15 protein-coding genes and 1 riboswitch are annotated in these 17,154 nt (G+C 54.7%); of the genes, 6 read left to right on the plus strand and 9 right to left on the minus strand.

Annotation, left to right across the window (positions count from 1 at the left end; all coding sequences use genetic code 11):
- Window positions 1–346 precede the first annotated feature (346 nt).
- Together murI and btuB are read right to left on the minus strand one after the other, a co-directional pair.
- On the minus strand, window positions 347–1,210 hold the full coding sequence (gene murI / locus WN53_RS06880; protein WP_024482850.1) for a glutamate racemase: 864 nt from the start codon (window positions 1,208–1,210) through the stop codon (window positions 347–349).
- Window positions 1,155–3,035: a TonB-dependent vitamin B12 receptor BtuB gene (btuB, locus tag WN53_RS06885; protein ID WP_024482851.1), complete on the minus strand. Its 1,881-nt coding sequence runs from the start codon at window positions 3,033–3,035 to the stop codon at window positions 1,155–1,157. Before btuB ends, murI begins: the two co-directional genes overlap by 56 nt.
- A gap of 74 nt (window positions 3,036–3,109) precedes the next feature.
- Window positions 3,110–3,324: riboswitch (cobalamin riboswitch) on the minus strand.
- A gap of 120 nt (window positions 3,325–3,444) precedes the next feature.
- Here btuB and trmA point away from each other — a divergent pair.
- Window positions 3,445–4,545 carry a tRNA (uridine(54)-C5)-methyltransferase TrmA gene (trmA, locus tag WN53_RS06890; protein ID WP_024482852.1) on the plus strand — a complete coding sequence of 367 codons (1,101 nt, stop codon included), beginning with the start codon at window positions 3,445–3,447 and terminating at the stop codon, window positions 4,543–4,545.
- Window positions 4,546–4,609: 64 nt separating this feature from the next.
- Here trmA and WN53_RS06895 read toward each other — a convergent pair whose 3' ends face one another.
- Together WN53_RS06895 and fabR are read right to left on the minus strand one after the other, a co-directional pair.
- Entirely contained in the window at window positions 4,610–4,972 is a 363-nt protein-coding gene (locus WN53_RS06895; RefSeq protein WP_024482853.1) for a YijD family membrane protein, read from the minus strand.
- Window positions 4,973–4,985: 13 nt separating this feature from the next.
- Window positions 4,986–5,618: an HTH-type transcriptional repressor FabR gene (gene fabR / locus WN53_RS06900; protein ID WP_024482854.1), complete on the minus strand. Its 633-nt coding sequence runs from the start codon at window positions 5,616–5,618 to the stop codon at window positions 4,986–4,988.
- 214 nt (window positions 5,619–5,832) lie between these two features.
- Between fabR and sthA the strand changes: the two genes are divergently transcribed.
- Window positions 5,833–7,230: a Si-specific NAD(P)(+) transhydrogenase gene (gene sthA, locus WN53_RS06905; RefSeq protein ID WP_021807209.1), complete on the plus strand. Its 1,398-nt coding sequence runs from the start codon at window positions 5,833–5,835 to the stop codon at window positions 7,228–7,230.
- Here the strand turns inward: sthA and oxyR are convergent.
- Window positions 7,213–8,130, minus strand: coding sequence for a DNA-binding transcriptional regulator OxyR (gene oxyR / locus WN53_RS06910; RefSeq protein ID WP_024482855.1), 918 nt, complete (start codon window positions 8,128–8,130; stop codon window positions 7,213–7,215). The two genes, sthA and oxyR, sit on opposite strands and share 18 nt — an antisense overlap.
- A gap of 153 nt (window positions 8,131–8,283) precedes the next feature.
- Here oxyR and WN53_RS06915 point away from each other — a divergent pair, with 153 nt between their 5' ends.
- The 3 genes from WN53_RS06915 (at window position 8,284) to WN53_RS06925 (ending at window position 11,201) form a co-directional block, all read left to right on the plus strand.
- Window positions 8,284–9,015: a glutathione peroxidase gene (locus WN53_RS06915; RefSeq protein ID WP_024482856.1), complete on the plus strand. Its 732-nt coding sequence runs from the start codon at window positions 8,284–8,286 to the stop codon at window positions 9,013–9,015.
- Between the two features lie 130 nt (window positions 9,016–9,145).
- A complete protein-coding gene (locus tag WN53_RS06920; protein WP_024482857.1) occupies window positions 9,146–10,594 on the plus strand; it encodes a dihydrolipoyl dehydrogenase in 1,449 nt (482 codons plus the stop codon).
- A 280-nt stretch (window positions 10,595–10,874) separates the two neighbouring features.
- Window positions 10,875–11,201 (plus strand): type II toxin-antitoxin system HicB family antitoxin, encoded by a 327-nt coding sequence (locus WN53_RS06925; RefSeq protein ID WP_024482858.1) that lies wholly within the window; start codon window positions 10,875–10,877, stop codon window positions 11,199–11,201.
- Window positions 11,202–11,231: 30 nt separating this feature from the next.
- Here the strand turns inward: WN53_RS06925 and argH are convergent, their stop codons facing one another.
- The 4 genes from argH to argC all read right to left on the minus strand — a co-directional run bounded on the left by argH (window position 11,232) and on the right by argC (window position 15,722).
- The gene (argH, locus tag WN53_RS06930) at window positions 11,232–12,605 is read right to left on the minus strand and encodes an argininosuccinate lyase (protein WP_024482859.1); all 1,374 of its coding nucleotides are present in this window, start codon (window positions 12,603–12,605) and stop codon (window positions 11,232–11,234) included.
- A 74-nt stretch (window positions 12,606–12,679) separates the two neighbouring features.
- Window positions 12,680–13,897: an argininosuccinate synthase gene (locus tag WN53_RS06935; RefSeq protein ID WP_024482860.1), complete on the minus strand. Its 1,218-nt coding sequence runs from the start codon at window positions 13,895–13,897 to the stop codon at window positions 12,680–12,682.
- Between the two features lie 26 nt (window positions 13,898–13,923).
- Entirely contained in the window at window positions 13,924–14,697 is a 774-nt protein-coding gene (gene argB / locus WN53_RS06940; protein WP_021181908.1) for an acetylglutamate kinase, read from the minus strand.
- A gap of 20 nt (window positions 14,698–14,717) precedes the next feature.
- Entirely contained in the window at window positions 14,718–15,722 is a 1,005-nt protein-coding gene (gene argC, locus WN53_RS06945) for an N-acetyl-gamma-glutamyl-phosphate reductase (protein ID WP_024482861.1), read from the minus strand.
- A 218-nt stretch (window positions 15,723–15,940) separates the two neighbouring features.
- Between argC and argE the strand changes: the two genes are divergently transcribed.
- Window positions 15,941–17,086, plus strand: a complete 1,146-nt coding sequence (gene argE, locus WN53_RS06950; protein WP_037411277.1) for an acetylornithine deacetylase — start codon at window positions 15,941–15,943, stop codon at window positions 17,084–17,086.
- Window positions 17,087–17,154: the final 68 nt, after the last annotated feature.

Raw genomic sequence — 17,154 nt, forward strand, 5'->3', positions numbered from 1 at the left:
GTCACTCTTCAAGACTTGATATTTTTTTGCTACCGAAGTAGCTGGATATCGTCTTGTGAGTGCCCACACAGATTGTCTGATAAATTGTTAAAGAGCGTTCGTTACCGGGAAGTTTCTCGGTAACGCGGGAGGTGCATATTACGCTTTCCCGCTGAAGAGTCAACCTTTTTCTCTTACGAGACGCGGTGTTTTCACCGGGTTGCTTCTTCCTGGCTGGGCGACATTCTTTGCTATAAAGAGTTCGTTGTTCCCGGTCAGTGGAGGCGCATTATAGGGAGTTCTCAGAACGCCGCAACCCCTAAATTCACTTTTTTTTCTGACCGTCGAATGTTTAAGCAAAAACCTATTAAAGCGGCAGTTTTTTCAACGATTTAAAGCCATAACCCTGCAAAACGGGCAATAAAGCATCAGTGTCTTCATTCAGCGCCATGCAATACGCCAGATTCTCTTCCTGAGTTGAGACCAGATTTTCCTGATTAGAGATAAGCCAGGCGGCTCTGCGAGCAATTGCCGCACCAGAATCCACCAAACGCGTTCCTTCAGGCAGGACTTGCATCAGCTCTTCAGATAATAGAGGGAAGTGAGTACACCCCAACACTACCGTGTCCGGAGGCTCGCGCATGCTCAGCCACGGCTGCAATATTTTCTTCAGCGTTACCAGCGGCACAGGTTCACCATGCAGCTTGGCTTCTGCCAGTTCCACCAGCTCAGAAGAGCCTAACAGCTCAATTTTGCAATCTGTCGCGAAACGCTCGATCAGTTCATGAGTATAAGTACGCTGAACCGTACCGCGCGTGGCCAGCAAACCGACGATACCGTTGGCGGTCAGTTTGGCAGCAGGCTTGATCGCAGGCACCACCCCCACTACCGGGAAAGCAAAACGTTCACGCAGTGCGGGTAAGGAAACGGTACTGGCGGTATTACAGGCGATGATGACGATCGCCAGAGGATGGCGCTGCTGAACCGCACTGACAATTTCCAGCACGCGCTCAACGATAAACTCTTCGGATTTCTCGCCGTAGGGGAATGCTACGTTATCGAAGGCATAGATATAGTGGAGATCCGGCAGCAGTTGCCGAACCTCCTGAAACACTGATAACCCGCCGACGCCGGAATCAAAAACCAGCGCCGTCGGGCGAGGAGCCGCAGTGGCGTTAGAAGGTATAGCTGCCAGTGAGGTAGTACTCTCTTCCTGGGGTAGCATAGCCATAAGCCGTCTCATAATCTTTATCAAACAGGTTGGCAATTCTACCACGAACTGTCAGCTGAGAGGTTATTGGATATGAGGCGCTCACGTCGACCGTGCTGTAACTCGGCAATACGCGCTGCTCAGGGTTATAAGTAGAAGAGATATTGTCGTAACGCTTACCGTAGTATTGATACGAGATATCCATGTCCAGGTTGAACATCGTCCAATCCAACTGATATTTGGCCTGACGTTTCGAACGGCGCGCCAACACCTCATCGGTCTGGTCATTACGCGGATCGATATATTGCAGCGTCAATCGGTGGGTGAACATCCAGGTATCAAAGCTACCCGTCCATTCCACGCCTTTAATCGTTGCCTTATCCACATTGTAATACTGCCCCTGATAGGTCACGGGGTCAGAATCATAATTGATCAGGTTCTGAATTTTGTAATGGTAAGCAGACAGACGCCAATCCAACGGCCCGGTCAAACCTTCCAGACCCATTTCCCACTGTTTGGACTCTTCCGGCTTGAGGTTACTGTTGGAATCAATGCCAAAGCGTTTTGAGCCATATTGCTGACCCAATGACGGCGTCAGGAAACCCGTACCATAAGACAAAGTGGCTCGATAGCCATCAACAAACTCCCAACCTGCCGCGGTCTGCCAAGTGCCGTGCCAACCAAAGTCACCTGCCTTGTCTTCACGCCCAGAGGCTTCCAGAGTCACGCTGCCAAACTGCTGTTGACCGCTCAGGTACAGCCCCGTGTTGTCTCTTTTATAGGTATCGGCAAAGGAATTGTCGGAAGAAGTCAGGCGCTGTTGCTGGAAATCGGCACCGGCGGTAACGCTACCGTGCTCGAAAGCATAGGTATTGCCCCATTGCAGGTTACGCTGATCCATATCATCCAGCGTAGTGCTGATGCCATAACGGCCATTCTGGCTGCTGTAGTTGTAATCTTTCTGTTTCTGATAGCTGCCCGTCAGTTGAGAAGAGAAAGCCCCAGACAGGAAACGCAGCCCCATATCATAGGTGTGGCTATACAGGCGGTCTTCATCATTACTGTACTTCGGGCTGTAAGGTACACTGCCGACATCGTAGTCCGAGTTATTGGTATAACCATAACCCCGCACGAAACCTGAGAAATTCTGATTGAACTGCTGCTCCAACCCACCCCAGAAGCTTTTATTACGGAAACCATCACGATCGCTGTCGACCGAATAAGGCGAGCCCGGCTTCACATTGAAGCCATTGGTCATCTGGTAGCTACCCGCAACGGTAGCAACCGTGTTATCAAAACGCTGGCGCAAGGCACCATCGTACTGCTGGTATCCTTTAGAACCGATACCCGCCTGGACTTTACCGCCCTCTTTATCCGTCTGGGTAATGATGTTGATGACCCCACCGATGGCACCAGAACCATAAATGGCCGAGCGCGGTCCACGGATAAACTCCACACGCTGAACCAGCGCCAACGGAACCTGGTTAAAATCAACGCCGTTGCTAATCCCCAGACGGGCCATTGGCACGCCGTCGATCAGTACCAATACATGACGAGCTTCAGTGCCGCGTACCGAGAGAGATGATCCCTGCCCCATACCGCCGTACTGTGAAATATCGACACCGGGCAAACGGCGCATCACATCATTGAGGCTTTTGGCCTGCCAGCGATCGATATCTTCGCGGGTCACCACATCGGCAGGCGCCAATACGGAAGAGACCGGTTGAGGGAAGCGGTTGGCGGTAACCACCAGGTCATCGCTACTTTTAGCCGTGGTGTTATCTTGCGCCCATCCAGAAAATGCCGTCACGGAGGAGACCACCGCCAGCAGTGTATTTTTTATCATTGTCATTATAAAAAGCATCCAAACTTCATTGGGGATGCCGCAGGGCCACGGCCGGTAGTTCGCGACGGCTATGGATATTGCGACGTACACCGGTAGGTTTTCGGGCTTGGGATTTGCCGGTTGCCTGTGGCAACCCGCACCGGGCGATGACTTCCCATCCTGCAGTGGACAGTGTCTGCGTCATTTAACGCTATCGCCGTGACTTCCCCATACCGCTGCGCGTCAGCTCCAGATTTGCACTGGATTCCCTTTTCACTCGCTGCTTGAGACCGGATGGCAATGCTACAATCAATGAAAATGGATGTCTAGATTGCCAACAGTGTTGCAAAATAGCACCACAACAAAACTGGACTTCACGGGCTGATTCCCTACAATCCCCGCTGATCCAATTTGCCTGACGAGAGAAACCATGACGCCCGAGAATTTGCCCATTGAACGCTATGACGACCAACTGGCGGAGAAAACAGCCCGCCTGAAGACCATGATGTCACCGTTTACGGCACCCGAGCCGGAAGTGTTTCGCTCGCCAGTCAGCCACTACCGGATGCGTGCGGAATTCCGCATCTGGCATGATGAGGACGATATGTACCACATCATGTTCGATCAGCAGACCAAGCAGCGTATCCGTGTCGATAGCTTCCCGGCGGCCAGCGAGCTGATTAACCGCCTGATGAGCGCCCTGATGGTGGCCCTCAAGCCCAACCCGGTGCTGCGCCACAAGCTGTTCCAGATCGATTATCTTTCTACGCAGAGCGGTAAAATCATTGCCTCGCTGCTGTATCACCGCAAGCTGGACGAACAATGGCAGCAAGATGCCACTGTGCTGCGTGACGCATTACGCGCAGACGGCTTCGATGTGCAGCTGATTGGCCGCGCCTCGAAGATGAAAATCATGTTGGATCAGGACTACGTCGACGAAGTGCTGCCGGTCGCTGGCCGCGAAATGATTTATCGCCAGGTCGAAAACAGCTTCACCCAGCCCAACGCAGCCATGAGCGTGCAAATGCTGGAATGGGCGCTGAATGTGACCCAAGGTGCAAAAGGGGATCTGCTGGAGCTGTATTGCGGTAACGGCAACTTCTCGCTGGCCCTGGCCCGCAACTTCGAGCGGGTGTTAGCCACTGAAATAGCCAAGCCTTCGGTGGCGGCGGCGCAGTACAACATCGCGGCCAATAATATCGACAACGTGCAGATTATCCGCATGGCGGCGGAAGATTTCACTCAGGCAATGAACGGCGCTCGCGAGTTCAACCGGTTAAAAGGGATCGATCTGAGCAGCTATAACTGTGAGACGATTTTCGTCGATCCGCCGCGCAGCGGGCTGGATGAGGAAACGGTGAAAATGGTGCAGACCTATCCACGCATCCTTTACATCTCCTGCAACCCGGAGACCCTGTGCGCCAATCTGGATACGCTGCAGGCCACGCACAAAATCACTCGCCTGGCTCTATTCGATCAGTTCCCATACACCCATCATATGGAATGTGGCGTATTGCTCGAACGCCGCTGATCTAGACGGGCGCAAAAACAAAAAAAGGCACTCCGCAAAGTGCCTTTTCTCGATGAAACCATTATTAATGCTGGACGGCGACGGTATTGCGTTTCCTTAACTGGAAACCAAGCCAGAACACCAGCACTACGCAAACAATCGAAGGCAGGAAGTTCGAGCCGATCTGCGGATATTCCGCACGCACGATCGCGCTATATCCCAGGACGCCCAACAGGAAACAGCCGGCCGCCAGTTTTGGCATACCATCCGGCATTGGCTGGTTCAGGTAACGCTGATGCAGGCAATATACCGCCAGCACCAAAGCAATCAACGGGAAGGCTGAAAACGACACCACCGAGCTGAACAGCGCGGCAAAGGAACCGTTTACGGACAGGCCAGCAATCAACGCCAGCAGTAAAGTACCATTCTCACGGCTTAGTTTTTCCATGACTTTCACCTTGTTATACGTGGGATACAGATGCTTTTTCTTGTTCGCGGCGATACCAGTAATAGGCTCCTTTGGAAATCATCCGCAGTTGCAACACTAACCTTTCTTCGAGCTGCCGCCGTTGTTCAATATCAATATCCAGCGCTTCCGCCCCGGCACTGAACACGATCGTCACCATAGCTTCCGCCTGCGCCTCGGTAAAGCTGCGCGGCATATGGTTTTCCAGCTCAAGGTAATCTGCCAGTTCGGCAATAAAATGTTGGATTTCCCGTGCTACCGCCGCACGAAACGCGGCCGAGGTGCCGGAACGTTCACGCAGCAACAGCCGAAAGGCGTTGGGATTATTGCCGATAAACTCCATAAAGGTCGATACCGACGTGCGGATCACGCTGCCGCCTTTGGCAATACGCTGGCGTGCCTGGCGCATCAATTGGCGCAGCATCAGGCCGCTTTCGTCAACCATGGTGAGCCCAAGCTCATCCACATCGCGAAAATGGCGATAGAAAGACGTGGGCGCGATGCCCGCCTCTCGTGAGACTTCACGCAGGCTCAGGCTGGCAAAACTGCGCTCGGCACTCAGCTGGCTGAAAGCCGCCTCAATGAGGGAACGACGAGTGCGTTCTTTTTGTTGTGCTCTGACGCCCATTTGCATATCCGGATGACTTCCCTTCTTCAGTCTAACGCCGCAGAACTGGCAATATAGCAAATTTATTGCAACAGCATTTATACAAACGCGCTTTGTCACAGTTCTGGGCCACACCGATTGTGCTTTGCCACAAAAAGGCTAATGGTAATTGGGCACGCAGCGCTATGATGTTAAGATACCGTTGTAAATTTGTATAAGAACAGGTCTCTCCTACATGCAACAACACTATCAATTTGATGCCATTATCATCGGCTCCGGCCCTGGTGGTGAAGGCGCAGCCATGGGTCTGGTGAAACAAGGTGCCCGCGTGGCCGTGATCGAACGGTACAATAACGTGGGCGGCGGTTGTACTCACTGGGGAACCATCCCCTCAAAAGCCCTCCGCCACGCCGTCAGCCGCATTATCGAATTCAATCAGAACCCGCTTTACAATAACTCCCGCACCCTTAGCGCCACCTTCCCTGACATTTTACGCCACGCCGACAGCGTGATTAACCAGCAAACGCGCATGCGCCAAGGGTTCTACGAGCGTAACCAGTGCAAGCTGTTCGCCGGTAACGCCAAGTTTATCGACGCCAACACCGTCAGCGTAAGCTATATGGATGGCACGCAGGATACCATCCGCGCCGACCATATTGTGATCGCCTGTGGTTCACGCCCTTATCATCCGAACGGCGTTGATTTTAACCACTCGCGTATTTATGACAGCGACTCCATCCTGGAGCTGAACCACGAGCCACGCCACGTGATTATCTACGGCGCTGGGGTGATTGGCTGCGAATATGCTTCTATCTTCCGTGGTTTGAACGTGAAGGTGGACCTGATCAACACCCGCGATCGATTGCTGGCGTTCCTCGATCAGGAGATGTCAGATTCCCTGTCTTATCACTTCTGGAATAACGGCGTGGTGATCCGCCACAATGAAGAGTTCGAGAAGATCGAGGGTACCGATGACGGCGTGATTGTGCACCTGAAATCCGGCAAGAAAGTGAAGGCCGATTGCCTGCTGTATGCCAATGGCCGTACCGGTAACACCGATGCGCTTGGCCTGGAGAACGTGGGTCTGGAATCAGACAGCCGTGGCCTGCTAAAGGTCAACAGCATGTATCAGACCGCTGTATCCCACATTTATGCCGTAGGTGACGTGATCGGCTATCCGAGTCTGGCATCTGCCGCTTATGACCAGGGCCGCATCGCCGCTCAGGCCATCTCCTCTGGGGAAGCCAGCGGGCATCTGATCGAAGACATTCCAACGGGCATTTATACCATTCCGGAAATCAGCTCCGTCGGTAAAACCGAGCAGGAACTGACGGCGATGAAGGTGCCCTATGAAGTGGGCCGTGCCCAGTTCAAACACCTGGCCCGGGCGCAGATTGCCGGTATGAACGTGGGTAGCCTGAAGATCCTGTTCCACCGCGATACCTTGCAGATCCTGGGGATCCACTGCTTTGGTGAGCGTGCGGCAGAGATCATTCACATCGGTCAGGCGATCATGGAACAAAAAGGTGAAGGTAATACCATCGAGTATTTCGTCAATACCACCTTCAACTATCCGACCATGGCCGAAGCCTACCGCGTGGCCGCGCTAAACGGTTTAAACCGCCTTTTTTAGGCCCGCGTCCAGGTAGTTCTGCATGTGTTCGCGAATAGCCTCGGCCAGCTGCTCATAGCGGCTACGCAGTGGGGAGCCGGGGCGATACACCAGAGCAATGGTGCGCTTCGGTTCCGGTTTGTAGCACTCCAGATAGCAGACGCCATCACGCTCGCGCTCACGCGGTACTGCCAAGGCGGGTAACAGCGTTATCCCACTGCCTGCGGCAACCATATTACGCAGCGTTTCCAGACTGGTCGCGCGGAAGTGGGTATCCTCATCCGCACCGGCCTGGAAGCAAAAGCCCAGCGCCTGATCGCGTAAACAGTGGCCATCTTCCAGCATCAGCAGTTTTTCACCCGCCAAATCGGCCATCGCCACGCGTTCGCGCTGCGCCCACGGATGGTCGGAATAGACTGCTAACTGCATCGGCTCATCGAACAAAGGCACTTCGATAAAGGCTTCGGTCTCTTTCACCAAGGCAAGAATAGCGCAGTCCAACTTGCCGCTGTCCAGCTGTGCCAGCAGTTGATGGGTTTGTGCTTCATGCAGGTACATTTCCAACTTGGGAAAGGATTTATGCAGCGTCGGGATAATCTGCGGCAGCAGATAAGGCCCCACGGTAGGGATCAGGCCGATATGCAACGGCCCGGACATCGCTTCCCCTTGCTGGCTGGCCATTTCCTTCAAGACTTTGACTTCGCGTAGCACGGTGCGCGCCTGTTCCACCAGCAGTAAGCCAGCCTGTGTGAAAAGCACCTTACGGCTGGTCCGCTCAAGCAGCATCACGCCCAACTCGTCTTCCAGCTTGCGGATCTGGCCACTCAATGTTGGTTGGCTGACATGGCATGAGTCGGCAGCGCGCCGGAAGTGGCGGTGCTCGGCCAAGGCGACCAGATACTCTAAATCACGAATATTCATTGTTGTTTCCCTCCTGGCCATGATAGCTCATGGCGATAGATAAGATAGCAACGAGTGATTAGAACTATCAAGCCCCGCAGTGAATAATGTCCCCCAACGAAGCGCAACGGCGCCAACATAAAAAATTCATTTTTCTAATTAAGGGGTTAATTCATGTTTACCAGTCAAGAAGGCAAAAAAGTCCCTCAGGTTACCTTCCATACTCGCCAGGGCGACCAATGGATCGATGTCACCACGGATGACCTGTTCAAAGACAAAACCGTGATCCTGTTCTCCCTGCCAGGCGCGTTCACCCCAACCTGCTCATCAAGCCATTTGCCGCGCTATAACGAACTGTCCAGCGTGTTCAAGCAGCATGGCGTTGACAGCATCCTGTGCGTCTCGGTGAACGATACTTTTGTGATGAACGCCTGGAAAGCCGATCAACACGCCGAAAATATTACCTTCGTGCCGGACGGCAACGGTGAATTCACCAAGGGCATGAACATGCTGGTTGAGAAAGCCGATCTGGGCTTTGGCCCACGTTCATGGCGCTACTCCATGCTGGTGCGTAACGGCGTGGTAGAAAAAATGTTCGTCGAGCCAAACAAGCCGGGCGACCCGTTTGAAGTTTCTGACGCCGACACCATGTTGAAATACCTGGCACCGGAATTCCAAGTGCAGGAATCGGTTTCCCTGTTCACCAAACCGGGCTGCCCGTTCTGCGCCAAAGCCAAACAAATGCTGCAAGAGCGCGGGATCCAATATGAAGAAATCGTGTTGGGCCAAGACGCGACCACGGTCAGCCTGCGCGCTGTCAGCGGCCGCGCTACCGTGCCACAGGTGTTTATCGGTGGTCGCCACATCGGTGGTAGCGACGATCTGGAAAACTTCCTGTCAGCCTGAATGATAAAAATAAACCCGATGGGCCTCAGGCACGGTTCAACAATCTGTCGCCTGTAAACCAACGGAATAGCACTAATGTAACTTTTGGCGGGTGCTGACCCGCCCTTTTTTATACCCTTCAGGAGCGGATATGAAACTGTTGAATGTCGACGTCGCGGTTATTGGCGGCGGCACTGCCGGACTAGGCGCTTACCGCGCAGCAAAACTTTCTACCCCCAACGTGGTGATGATTGAGGGCGGACCTTTTGGCACCACCTGTGCCCGCGTTGGCTGTATGCCTTCCAAATTACTGATCGCTGCGGCAGAAGCGGTGCATCAGATCGAACGGGCTCCTGGCTTTGGCGTCCACCCGGCGGGAAAAGCCACCATCAATGGCCGTGAAGTGATGGCTCGCGTCAAACGCGAACGCGATCGCTTCGTCGGTTTTGTACTGGAAGGGGTCGATAGCATCCCTGCCGCAGACAAAATTCAGGGCTATGCCCGCTTCATTGACGACAACACTTTGCAGGTTGACGAACATACGCGCATCGTCGCGCAACGTATCGTGATCGCCACCGGTTCCCGCCCTAGCTGGCCTGCACCGTGGAACGATCTGGGCGACCGCCTGATCGTCAATGACGATGTGTTTAACTGGGATGATTTGCCGCAGTCCGTCGCGGTATTTGGCCCAGGGGTGATCGGATTGGAACTGGGACAGGCGCTGCATCGCCTTGGCGTTGCCACCAAAGTGTTCGGCGTTGGCGGCGCGGTTGGCCCGCTGACCGACAGCGTAGTGCGGGAATATGCCGCTAAAACGCTGGGTGAAGAGTTCTATCTCGACCCGGATGTCAAAGTAGACATCATGCAGCGCGAAGGCGACAAAGTGTTTATCCGCTACCAGGATCTGCACGGCCAAACGCAGGAAATGATGGTGGATTACGTGTTGGCCGCCACCGGCCGCCGGCCGAACGTCGACAAACTGGGATTGGAAAATACCACTCTGGTGCTGGATGCCAAAGGCGTGCCACAGGCCGATCGCTTAACCATGCAAACCAGCGTGCCGCATATTTTCATCGCCGGTGATGCCAGCAACCAATTGCCACTGCTGCACGAAGCCAGCGATCAGGCTCGTATTGCCGGGCACAACGCGGGCAGCTTCCCAGAAGTAACGCCAGGCCTGCGCCGCAGCTCGATTTCCGTGGTGTTCTCAGACCCGCAAATCGCCATGGTCGGCTCAACCTTCCGTGAGTTGAACCAGAAATTCAGTGCCTGTGGCTGCTTTGAAGTGGGTGCCGTGTCGTTCGAAAACCAGGGCCGTTCCCGGGTGATGCTACGCAATAAAGGCATCTTGCACGTTTATGGCGAGCAAGGCACAGGTCGCTTCCTGGGTGCTGAGATGATGGGGCCGGACGTGGAGCATATCGCCCATTTGTTGGCTTGGGCACATCAGCAACAGATGACCATCGACCAAATGCTGGATATGCCGTTCTATCACCCGGTGATCGAAGAAGGGCTGCGTACCGCGCTACGCGATCTGCAAGCCAAGCTGAAGCTGGGTGAGTCTGAGGCGGAACGCTGCCAGCGTTGCCCTGGCGAATAAACCTTTCGCTATTGCGTTACAGTTAAATCCACCAATCTCCCCTCACCCCAACCCTCTCCCCAAAAAGGAGAGGGTGCTGTATGGCGCCGAAGTCAGGCACGGAAGTCACTTTGTGGCACCTTCGGGCCCCTCTCCCTTTAGGAGAGGGGCCGTCACTGCACGTAATGTTCGGTTTCTCTGCTTGCTGAAAAGAGAATCTTGGCCATTTTCATGTTCTGCAATATTGATGTGATACTACTATTGATACTATTATGCGTGGTGTAGATATTGGAGGAAGAACATGGAAAAACATGAGCACTACACTTATCGCATCACCTGGTCAGCGGAGGATAGCGAGTATGTCGGCCTCTGTACGGAGTTTCCTTCTCTGTCATGGTTGGCACCTACCCGCACCGCAGCGCTGGACGGCATTGAAAAACTGGTCCGCGATGTGATTGCCGATATGCTCGCCCAGGGCGAAACGCCGCCAGAGGCACTGGCAGAGAAAAATTTCAGCGGGAAACTGGTACTGCGGATGACCCCGGAACAGCATCGCCGCCTGGCGATTAATGCTATGGATGAAGGCGTCAGCCTTAACCGTTATTTGTGCGCCCGGTTGGCAGGATAAGGGCAGCATTGCGCTGCCCTCAGGTATAGCTTAGAACAGACGTTTTTTCGCCTCGGCGATCGCATAGGCAACCTGCTGAGGAGAGACACCGCCCTTGGCCGCGCGCTTATCCAGGCAAGATTGCAGCGACAGGATCGGATAAACGTCGTCACCAATCACGCTGTTGAATTTCTGCAAATCGCTCAGCGGCAGGTCTTCCAACGGCTTGCCCTGGCGGATCGCTTCCACTACCGCTTCACCCACAATGTGGTGCGCTTCGCGGAACGGCACGCCTTTGGCAACCAGATAGTCGGCCAGTTCGGTGGCGTTAGCATAGCCTTGCTGTGCCGCTTCCTGGCAACGTGGGCGCTTCACCTGAATGCCGTCCAGCACCAATACCGCCATCTGCAGGCAGTCCATCCAGGTGTCGAGCGCGTCGAACAGCCCTTCTTTGTCTTCCTGCATGTCTTTGTTGTAGGCCAACGGCAGGCCTTTCAACGTCATCATCATGCCGGTCAAAGCCCCTTGCACACGCCCAGACTTGCCACGGATCAGCTCTAACGCGTCGGGGTTTTTCTTCTGTGGCATCAGGGATGAGCCTGAGGTCACGCGATCCGAAAGCTCGACAAACGCCGCTTCGCCGCTGTTGAAGAAGATCAGGTCTTCGGCAAAGCGCGACAGGTGAACCATGCTGATGGCAGCATTGGACAGCAGCTCCAGCACGTGGTCACGATCGGAGACGCTGTCCAGGCTGTTGCGCGTGGCAGAGGCAAAGCCCAACCAGCCAGCCAGTTGTTCACGGTCGATCGGATAAGCGGTTCCGGCCAAGGCACCGCTACCCAGCGGGCTGACGTCCAGGCGTTTCAACGTATCCTGCAGGCGGCTTTCATCACGCGCCAGCATCTCAACGTAAGCGAGGCACCAGTGGGCAAAAGTTACCGGCTGGGCGCGCTGCAGGTGGGTATAACCCGGCATCACCGCATCCTGATTGGCTTCGGCGGTTTCTACCAGCGCCTGTTGCAGCTGTACCAACGCCTGATGCAGTTCACTAACCTGATGTTTGCACCACAGTTTCAGATCGGTGGCCACCTGATCGTTACGGCTGCGGCCGGTATGCAGCTTTTTGCCCAGATCGCCGACTTTATCGATCAGCTTTTGCTCAACCCAGCTGTGAATATCTTCTGCGTCGCTGTTAACGATCGCCAGAGGATCGGCCTGCACTTCTTCCAGCAGCACGTTCAGTGCCTGCTCAAGCTGCTGTTGCTCTGCTGACGTCAGTACGTTGACGGTCACCAGCGCTTTTGACCAGGCGACGGAGCCCACAATATCCTGTTCCGCCAGGCGATAGTCGAAGCGCAGGGAATCATTTAACTGTTTGAACCGCTGATCCGCTGCCTGACTAAACCGTCCGCCCCAAAGTGCCATAATCTTGCTCCTGAATAAGTATGCGAAAGGGCGCAGCATGCTGCGCCCCTCAAATTGACGCTAAACCAACGACGTTACTTTTTCTTCTCGTTCAACGCGCGGATACGGGAAGAGAGCGAGAACAGACGGATAAAGCCACCCGCATGGCTGTGATCGTAAACTTCGTCTTCGCCAAAGGTCGCAAATTCTTCTGAGTACAGGCTGTTGGCCGATTTCTTCTGGATCGCGGTCACCTGGCCTTTATACAATTGCAGCACCACTTCGCCGTTAACTTCTTCCGCCAGCGCTTGTGCGGAAGCCTGAATGGAACGACGCAGCGGAGCAAACCAGCGGCCATCGTAGACCACGTAGGACATTTCCAGGCCCAACTGCTCACGCCACTTAAAGCTATCACGATCCAGTACCAACTGCTCGACCCCACGCAGCGCGGCAACCATAATCGTGCCCCCCGGGGTTTCATAGCAACCACGGGATTTGATCCCTACCAAGCGGTTTTCTACGATATCGATACGACCCACTCCGTGTTTGGCACCCAGCACGTTCAGGGTTTCCAGACACTTATACGGGCTCATCGCTTCACCATTAACGGCAACAACGCAGCCTTTCTCTACGGTGACGGTTACTTGTTCTGGCTTGTCCGGTGCTTCCAACGGATCGACAGTCCAAACCCAGCAATCTTTGTTTGGCGCATTCCACGGGCTTTCCAACACGCCGCCTTCGGTAGAGATGTGCCAGGCGTTTTCGTCACGGCTGTAGATCTTCTCCAGCGAAGCGGTGGTTGGGATATTACGCTCTTTCAGGTAATCCAGCAGTGCCTCACGGGAACGCAGATTCCACTCACGCCAAGGCGCGACCACCTTCAGGTGCGGAGCCAATGCGGTATAGGTGGTTTCGAAACGCACCTGATCGTTGCCTTTACCGGTAGCCCCGTGGCACAGCGCATCGGCACCCACTTTCAGCGCCAGCTCAACCTGAGCCTTGGCAATGATCGGACGCGCCATTGAAGTCCCCAGCAGGTAGCTGCCTTCGTACAGTGCGCCGGTCTGCAGCACCGGATAAACGTAGTCGCGGATAAACTCTTCACGCAGATCGACAACATGACACTCAGAGGCACCGGATTGCAGAGCTTTCTGCTCAACACCTTCCAGATCGCCGCGCTCCTGGCCGATGTCCGCCACGAAGGCTACCACTTCACAGCCACCGTAGTTCTCTTTCAGCCATGGAATGATGGCCGAAGTATCCAGACCGCCGGAGTACGCCAGAACGATTTTCTTGATGCCTTTGTTTTGCATTGTGTTATTCCTTTTTAATTCTAAATTTAAGCGAGGATCCGGGTGCCAATCGACACACCATTAAACAGAGCAGGGAGCTTTTCGGCATTACGCCAGCTGGCGATATCTACCGGGCGGCCAAGGGTACGTGCAGCATCAAGCGCCGCATTGACCTTCACCACCATACCATCGGTAATGATGCCTTGAGCAATCAGTTGCTCGGCTTTTTGTGCGGTCATTTCCGCAATGCGCTGCCCTTTGCCGTCGAGAATACCGCTGACATCCGACAGCAAGATTAAATCCGCCCCCAGCGTGGCGGCCAGGGCCGTCGCAGCCTGATCGGCGTTCACGTTCATCAGTTGCCCTTCGGCAGTAATGCCGATGGAGCTGACCACTGGCAGGTAGCCAGCGCCCAACAAGGTATTGAGCAGCGCAGGTGTTCCTGGTACTGCATGGCCCACATGGCCCAACGCTGGGTCCAGCTGAGTTACCGCAACACTGCCACCGTCTGCCAGGCTCAGGCCAACGGCATTAATTTTGTGCTTCACCGCCCAGGCCAGCAGGGTTTTATTCGCCGTTCCTGCCAGTGCGCCGGTGATGATGTCGATTTGATCGGCTGGAGTGACACGCAGGCCGTTCTTCTTCACTACCGGCAGGGAGAGCTGTTTCATCAATTCATCCACCACGCAGCCGCCGCCGTGGACGATCACCAGCGGGCGCTGATGTTCCTGGCGATAGACATCCAGCGCGGTAAACAAACGCTCCAGCGCTTCTTCACTGTCCAGTAGCACGCCACCTAGTTTGATAATCAATGGATTCATTGCTGTTTACTCACGCTGATTTAAAGTAAGGATTGGGTTTCCGGGAAGCCGAAACGGATATTCAGACACTGCACCGCCTGGGCCGCCGCGCCTTTCAACAGGTTGTCTTCTGCGGCTACGGCGATCAGATGCTCGCCCTGCACGGCAAAGCCGATATCACAGAACGGCAGGCCCACCACGGATTTCAGTGCTGGCACTCCTTGGTCGTACAGCCGTACCAGCGGTTTATCGTCGTAAGCCGCATGATAAGCCGCCGCCACGTCCTGCGCGGTGACGCCCTTGTTCAGGCGGCAGGTAATAGTTTCCAGAATACCCCGCGGGAAGTTACCCAAGTGTGGCGTAAAGATGACCGGCACCCCGAGATGAGCAGAAATTTCTGGCTGATGACGGTGATTGAATAGGCCGTAAGGTTGCAGGCTGACTTCACAGAAACTGGTCGTGACGCTGGCTTTACGCCCTGCACCGCTCACACCGCTGACGGCGTTGATGACCGGCCATTGATCCAGGTTCAGCAATTGCTTGTCGAGCAGCGGTTTGAGCGCCAGCTGCGCCGCCGTTGGGTAGCAGCCCGGCACGGCAATCAGCTGCGCCTGCTTGAGTTTTTCGCTCTGCCACTCCGCCAGGCCGTAAACTGCCTGCGCCAGCCAGTCGGCATGCTGGTGTGTAAAACCATAATACTGTTGATAAAAATCAGCATCCTGCACGCGGAAGGCACCGGAGAGATCAAACACCACACAACCGGCAGCCAGGAATGCTGGCGCGATGTCGTGGCTCACCTCATGGGCGGTCGCGAGGAAAACAACGTCGATGCCTTTGGCCGCGGCGGCAACGTCAACCAGCGGCTGTAATGGCAGATCGACGATGCCTTTTAATTGAGGGTGCAGCTCGGAAAGCAATTTTCCTGCATCTGCACTTTGCGCTGAAACCGCTAAAGCGGTTATGTTCATGTGTGGGTGGCGATTCAGGTAAGCCGTGAGCTCTGCTCCGGCATAACCGCTGGCACCAACAATCAGCGTATTCAACATGTGGCCTTTCACCTTCTTGGCTAGCAATCTAAGAGTCACGGCGACCCTGGTAGCAGGGCTTGGTCGCGTTGTTGCGCGGTTCACCCACGTGGTTGAGCGTGATGTTTTTATCAACATCCGGGTTACAGGTTCCCTTACGCTCTAGCTTACTGTATTTTTATTCAAAATAAATGCATGAATATTGATACTATCCTAACCAAAGGCTGTCAACAGTGAAGATGAAATTACCTCCATTTATTGAGCTGTACCGGGCGTTGATCGCCACTCCGTCGATCAGCGCCACCGATGGTGCCCTCGATCAGAGTAATGAAGCATTAATCAACTTGCTGGCCGGCTGGTTCAACGATTTGGGCTTCCGCGTCGACGTGCAGCCCGTGCCGGATACCCGCAACAAATTCAACCTGCTGGCTAGCCTCGGTGAAGGCAGCGGCGGCCTGCTGCTGGCGGGCCACACCGACACGGTGCCCTACGATCAGGGGCGCTGGACGCGAGATCCCTTTACCCTGACCGAGCACGACAACAAGCTGTACGGGCTGGGTACTGCCGACATGAAGGGCTTCTTCGCCTTTATCCTAGACGCGGTACGCGATATCGATGCCAGCAAGCTGACTAAGCCGCTGTACATTTTGGCCACCGCTGATGAAGAAACGACGATGGCTGGTGCACGTTACTTTGCTGCCTCCAGTAAAATCCGCCCGGACTTTGCCATCATCGGCGAGCCAACCTCGCTGCAACCGGTGCGTGCGCACAAAGGCCATATCTCCAGTGCGATCCGCATCGTTGGCCAGTCGGGCCATTCAAGCGATCCGGCGCGCGGCGTCAATGCCATTGATCTGATGCATGAGTCCATCGGGCATCTGATGGAATTGCGCAAAACGCTACAGGAGCGCTACAACAACCCGGCGTTTGCGGTGCCTTACCCAACCATGAACTTTGGCCATATCAGCGGTGGCGATGCGGCTAACCGTATCTGTGCCTGCTGTGAACTGCATATGGATATCCGCCCGCTGCCGGGGATGACGCTGGATAACATCAACGAACTCCTGCAAGAAGCGTTGGCGCCGGTAAGCCAACGTTGGCCGGGCCGCTTGACGATCGATGAGCTACATCCGCCGATCCCTGGCTACGAATGCCCTACCGACCATCACATGGTGGCGGTGATTGAAAAACTGCTGGGTGCACGCACCGAAGTAGTCAACTACTGCACCGAAGCGCCGTTCGTCCAGGAAGTGTGCCCAACGCTGGTGCTCGGCCCTGGTTCGATCAACCAGGCACACCAGCCGGACGAATATCTGGATACCGCGTTTATTGAGCCAACGCGTAAGCTGCTGGGTCAGTTGGTCGACCATTTCTGCCGGCAATAAACCTTAGTAACAACAGGGGAATGGGTTACCATTCCCTACCTATTAAGACGTAGTAATTTATGCCGATA

Source organism: Serratia fonticola, from assembly GCF_001006005.1.
GTDB lineage: Bacteria > Pseudomonadota > Gammaproteobacteria > Enterobacterales > Enterobacteriaceae > Chania > Chania fonticola.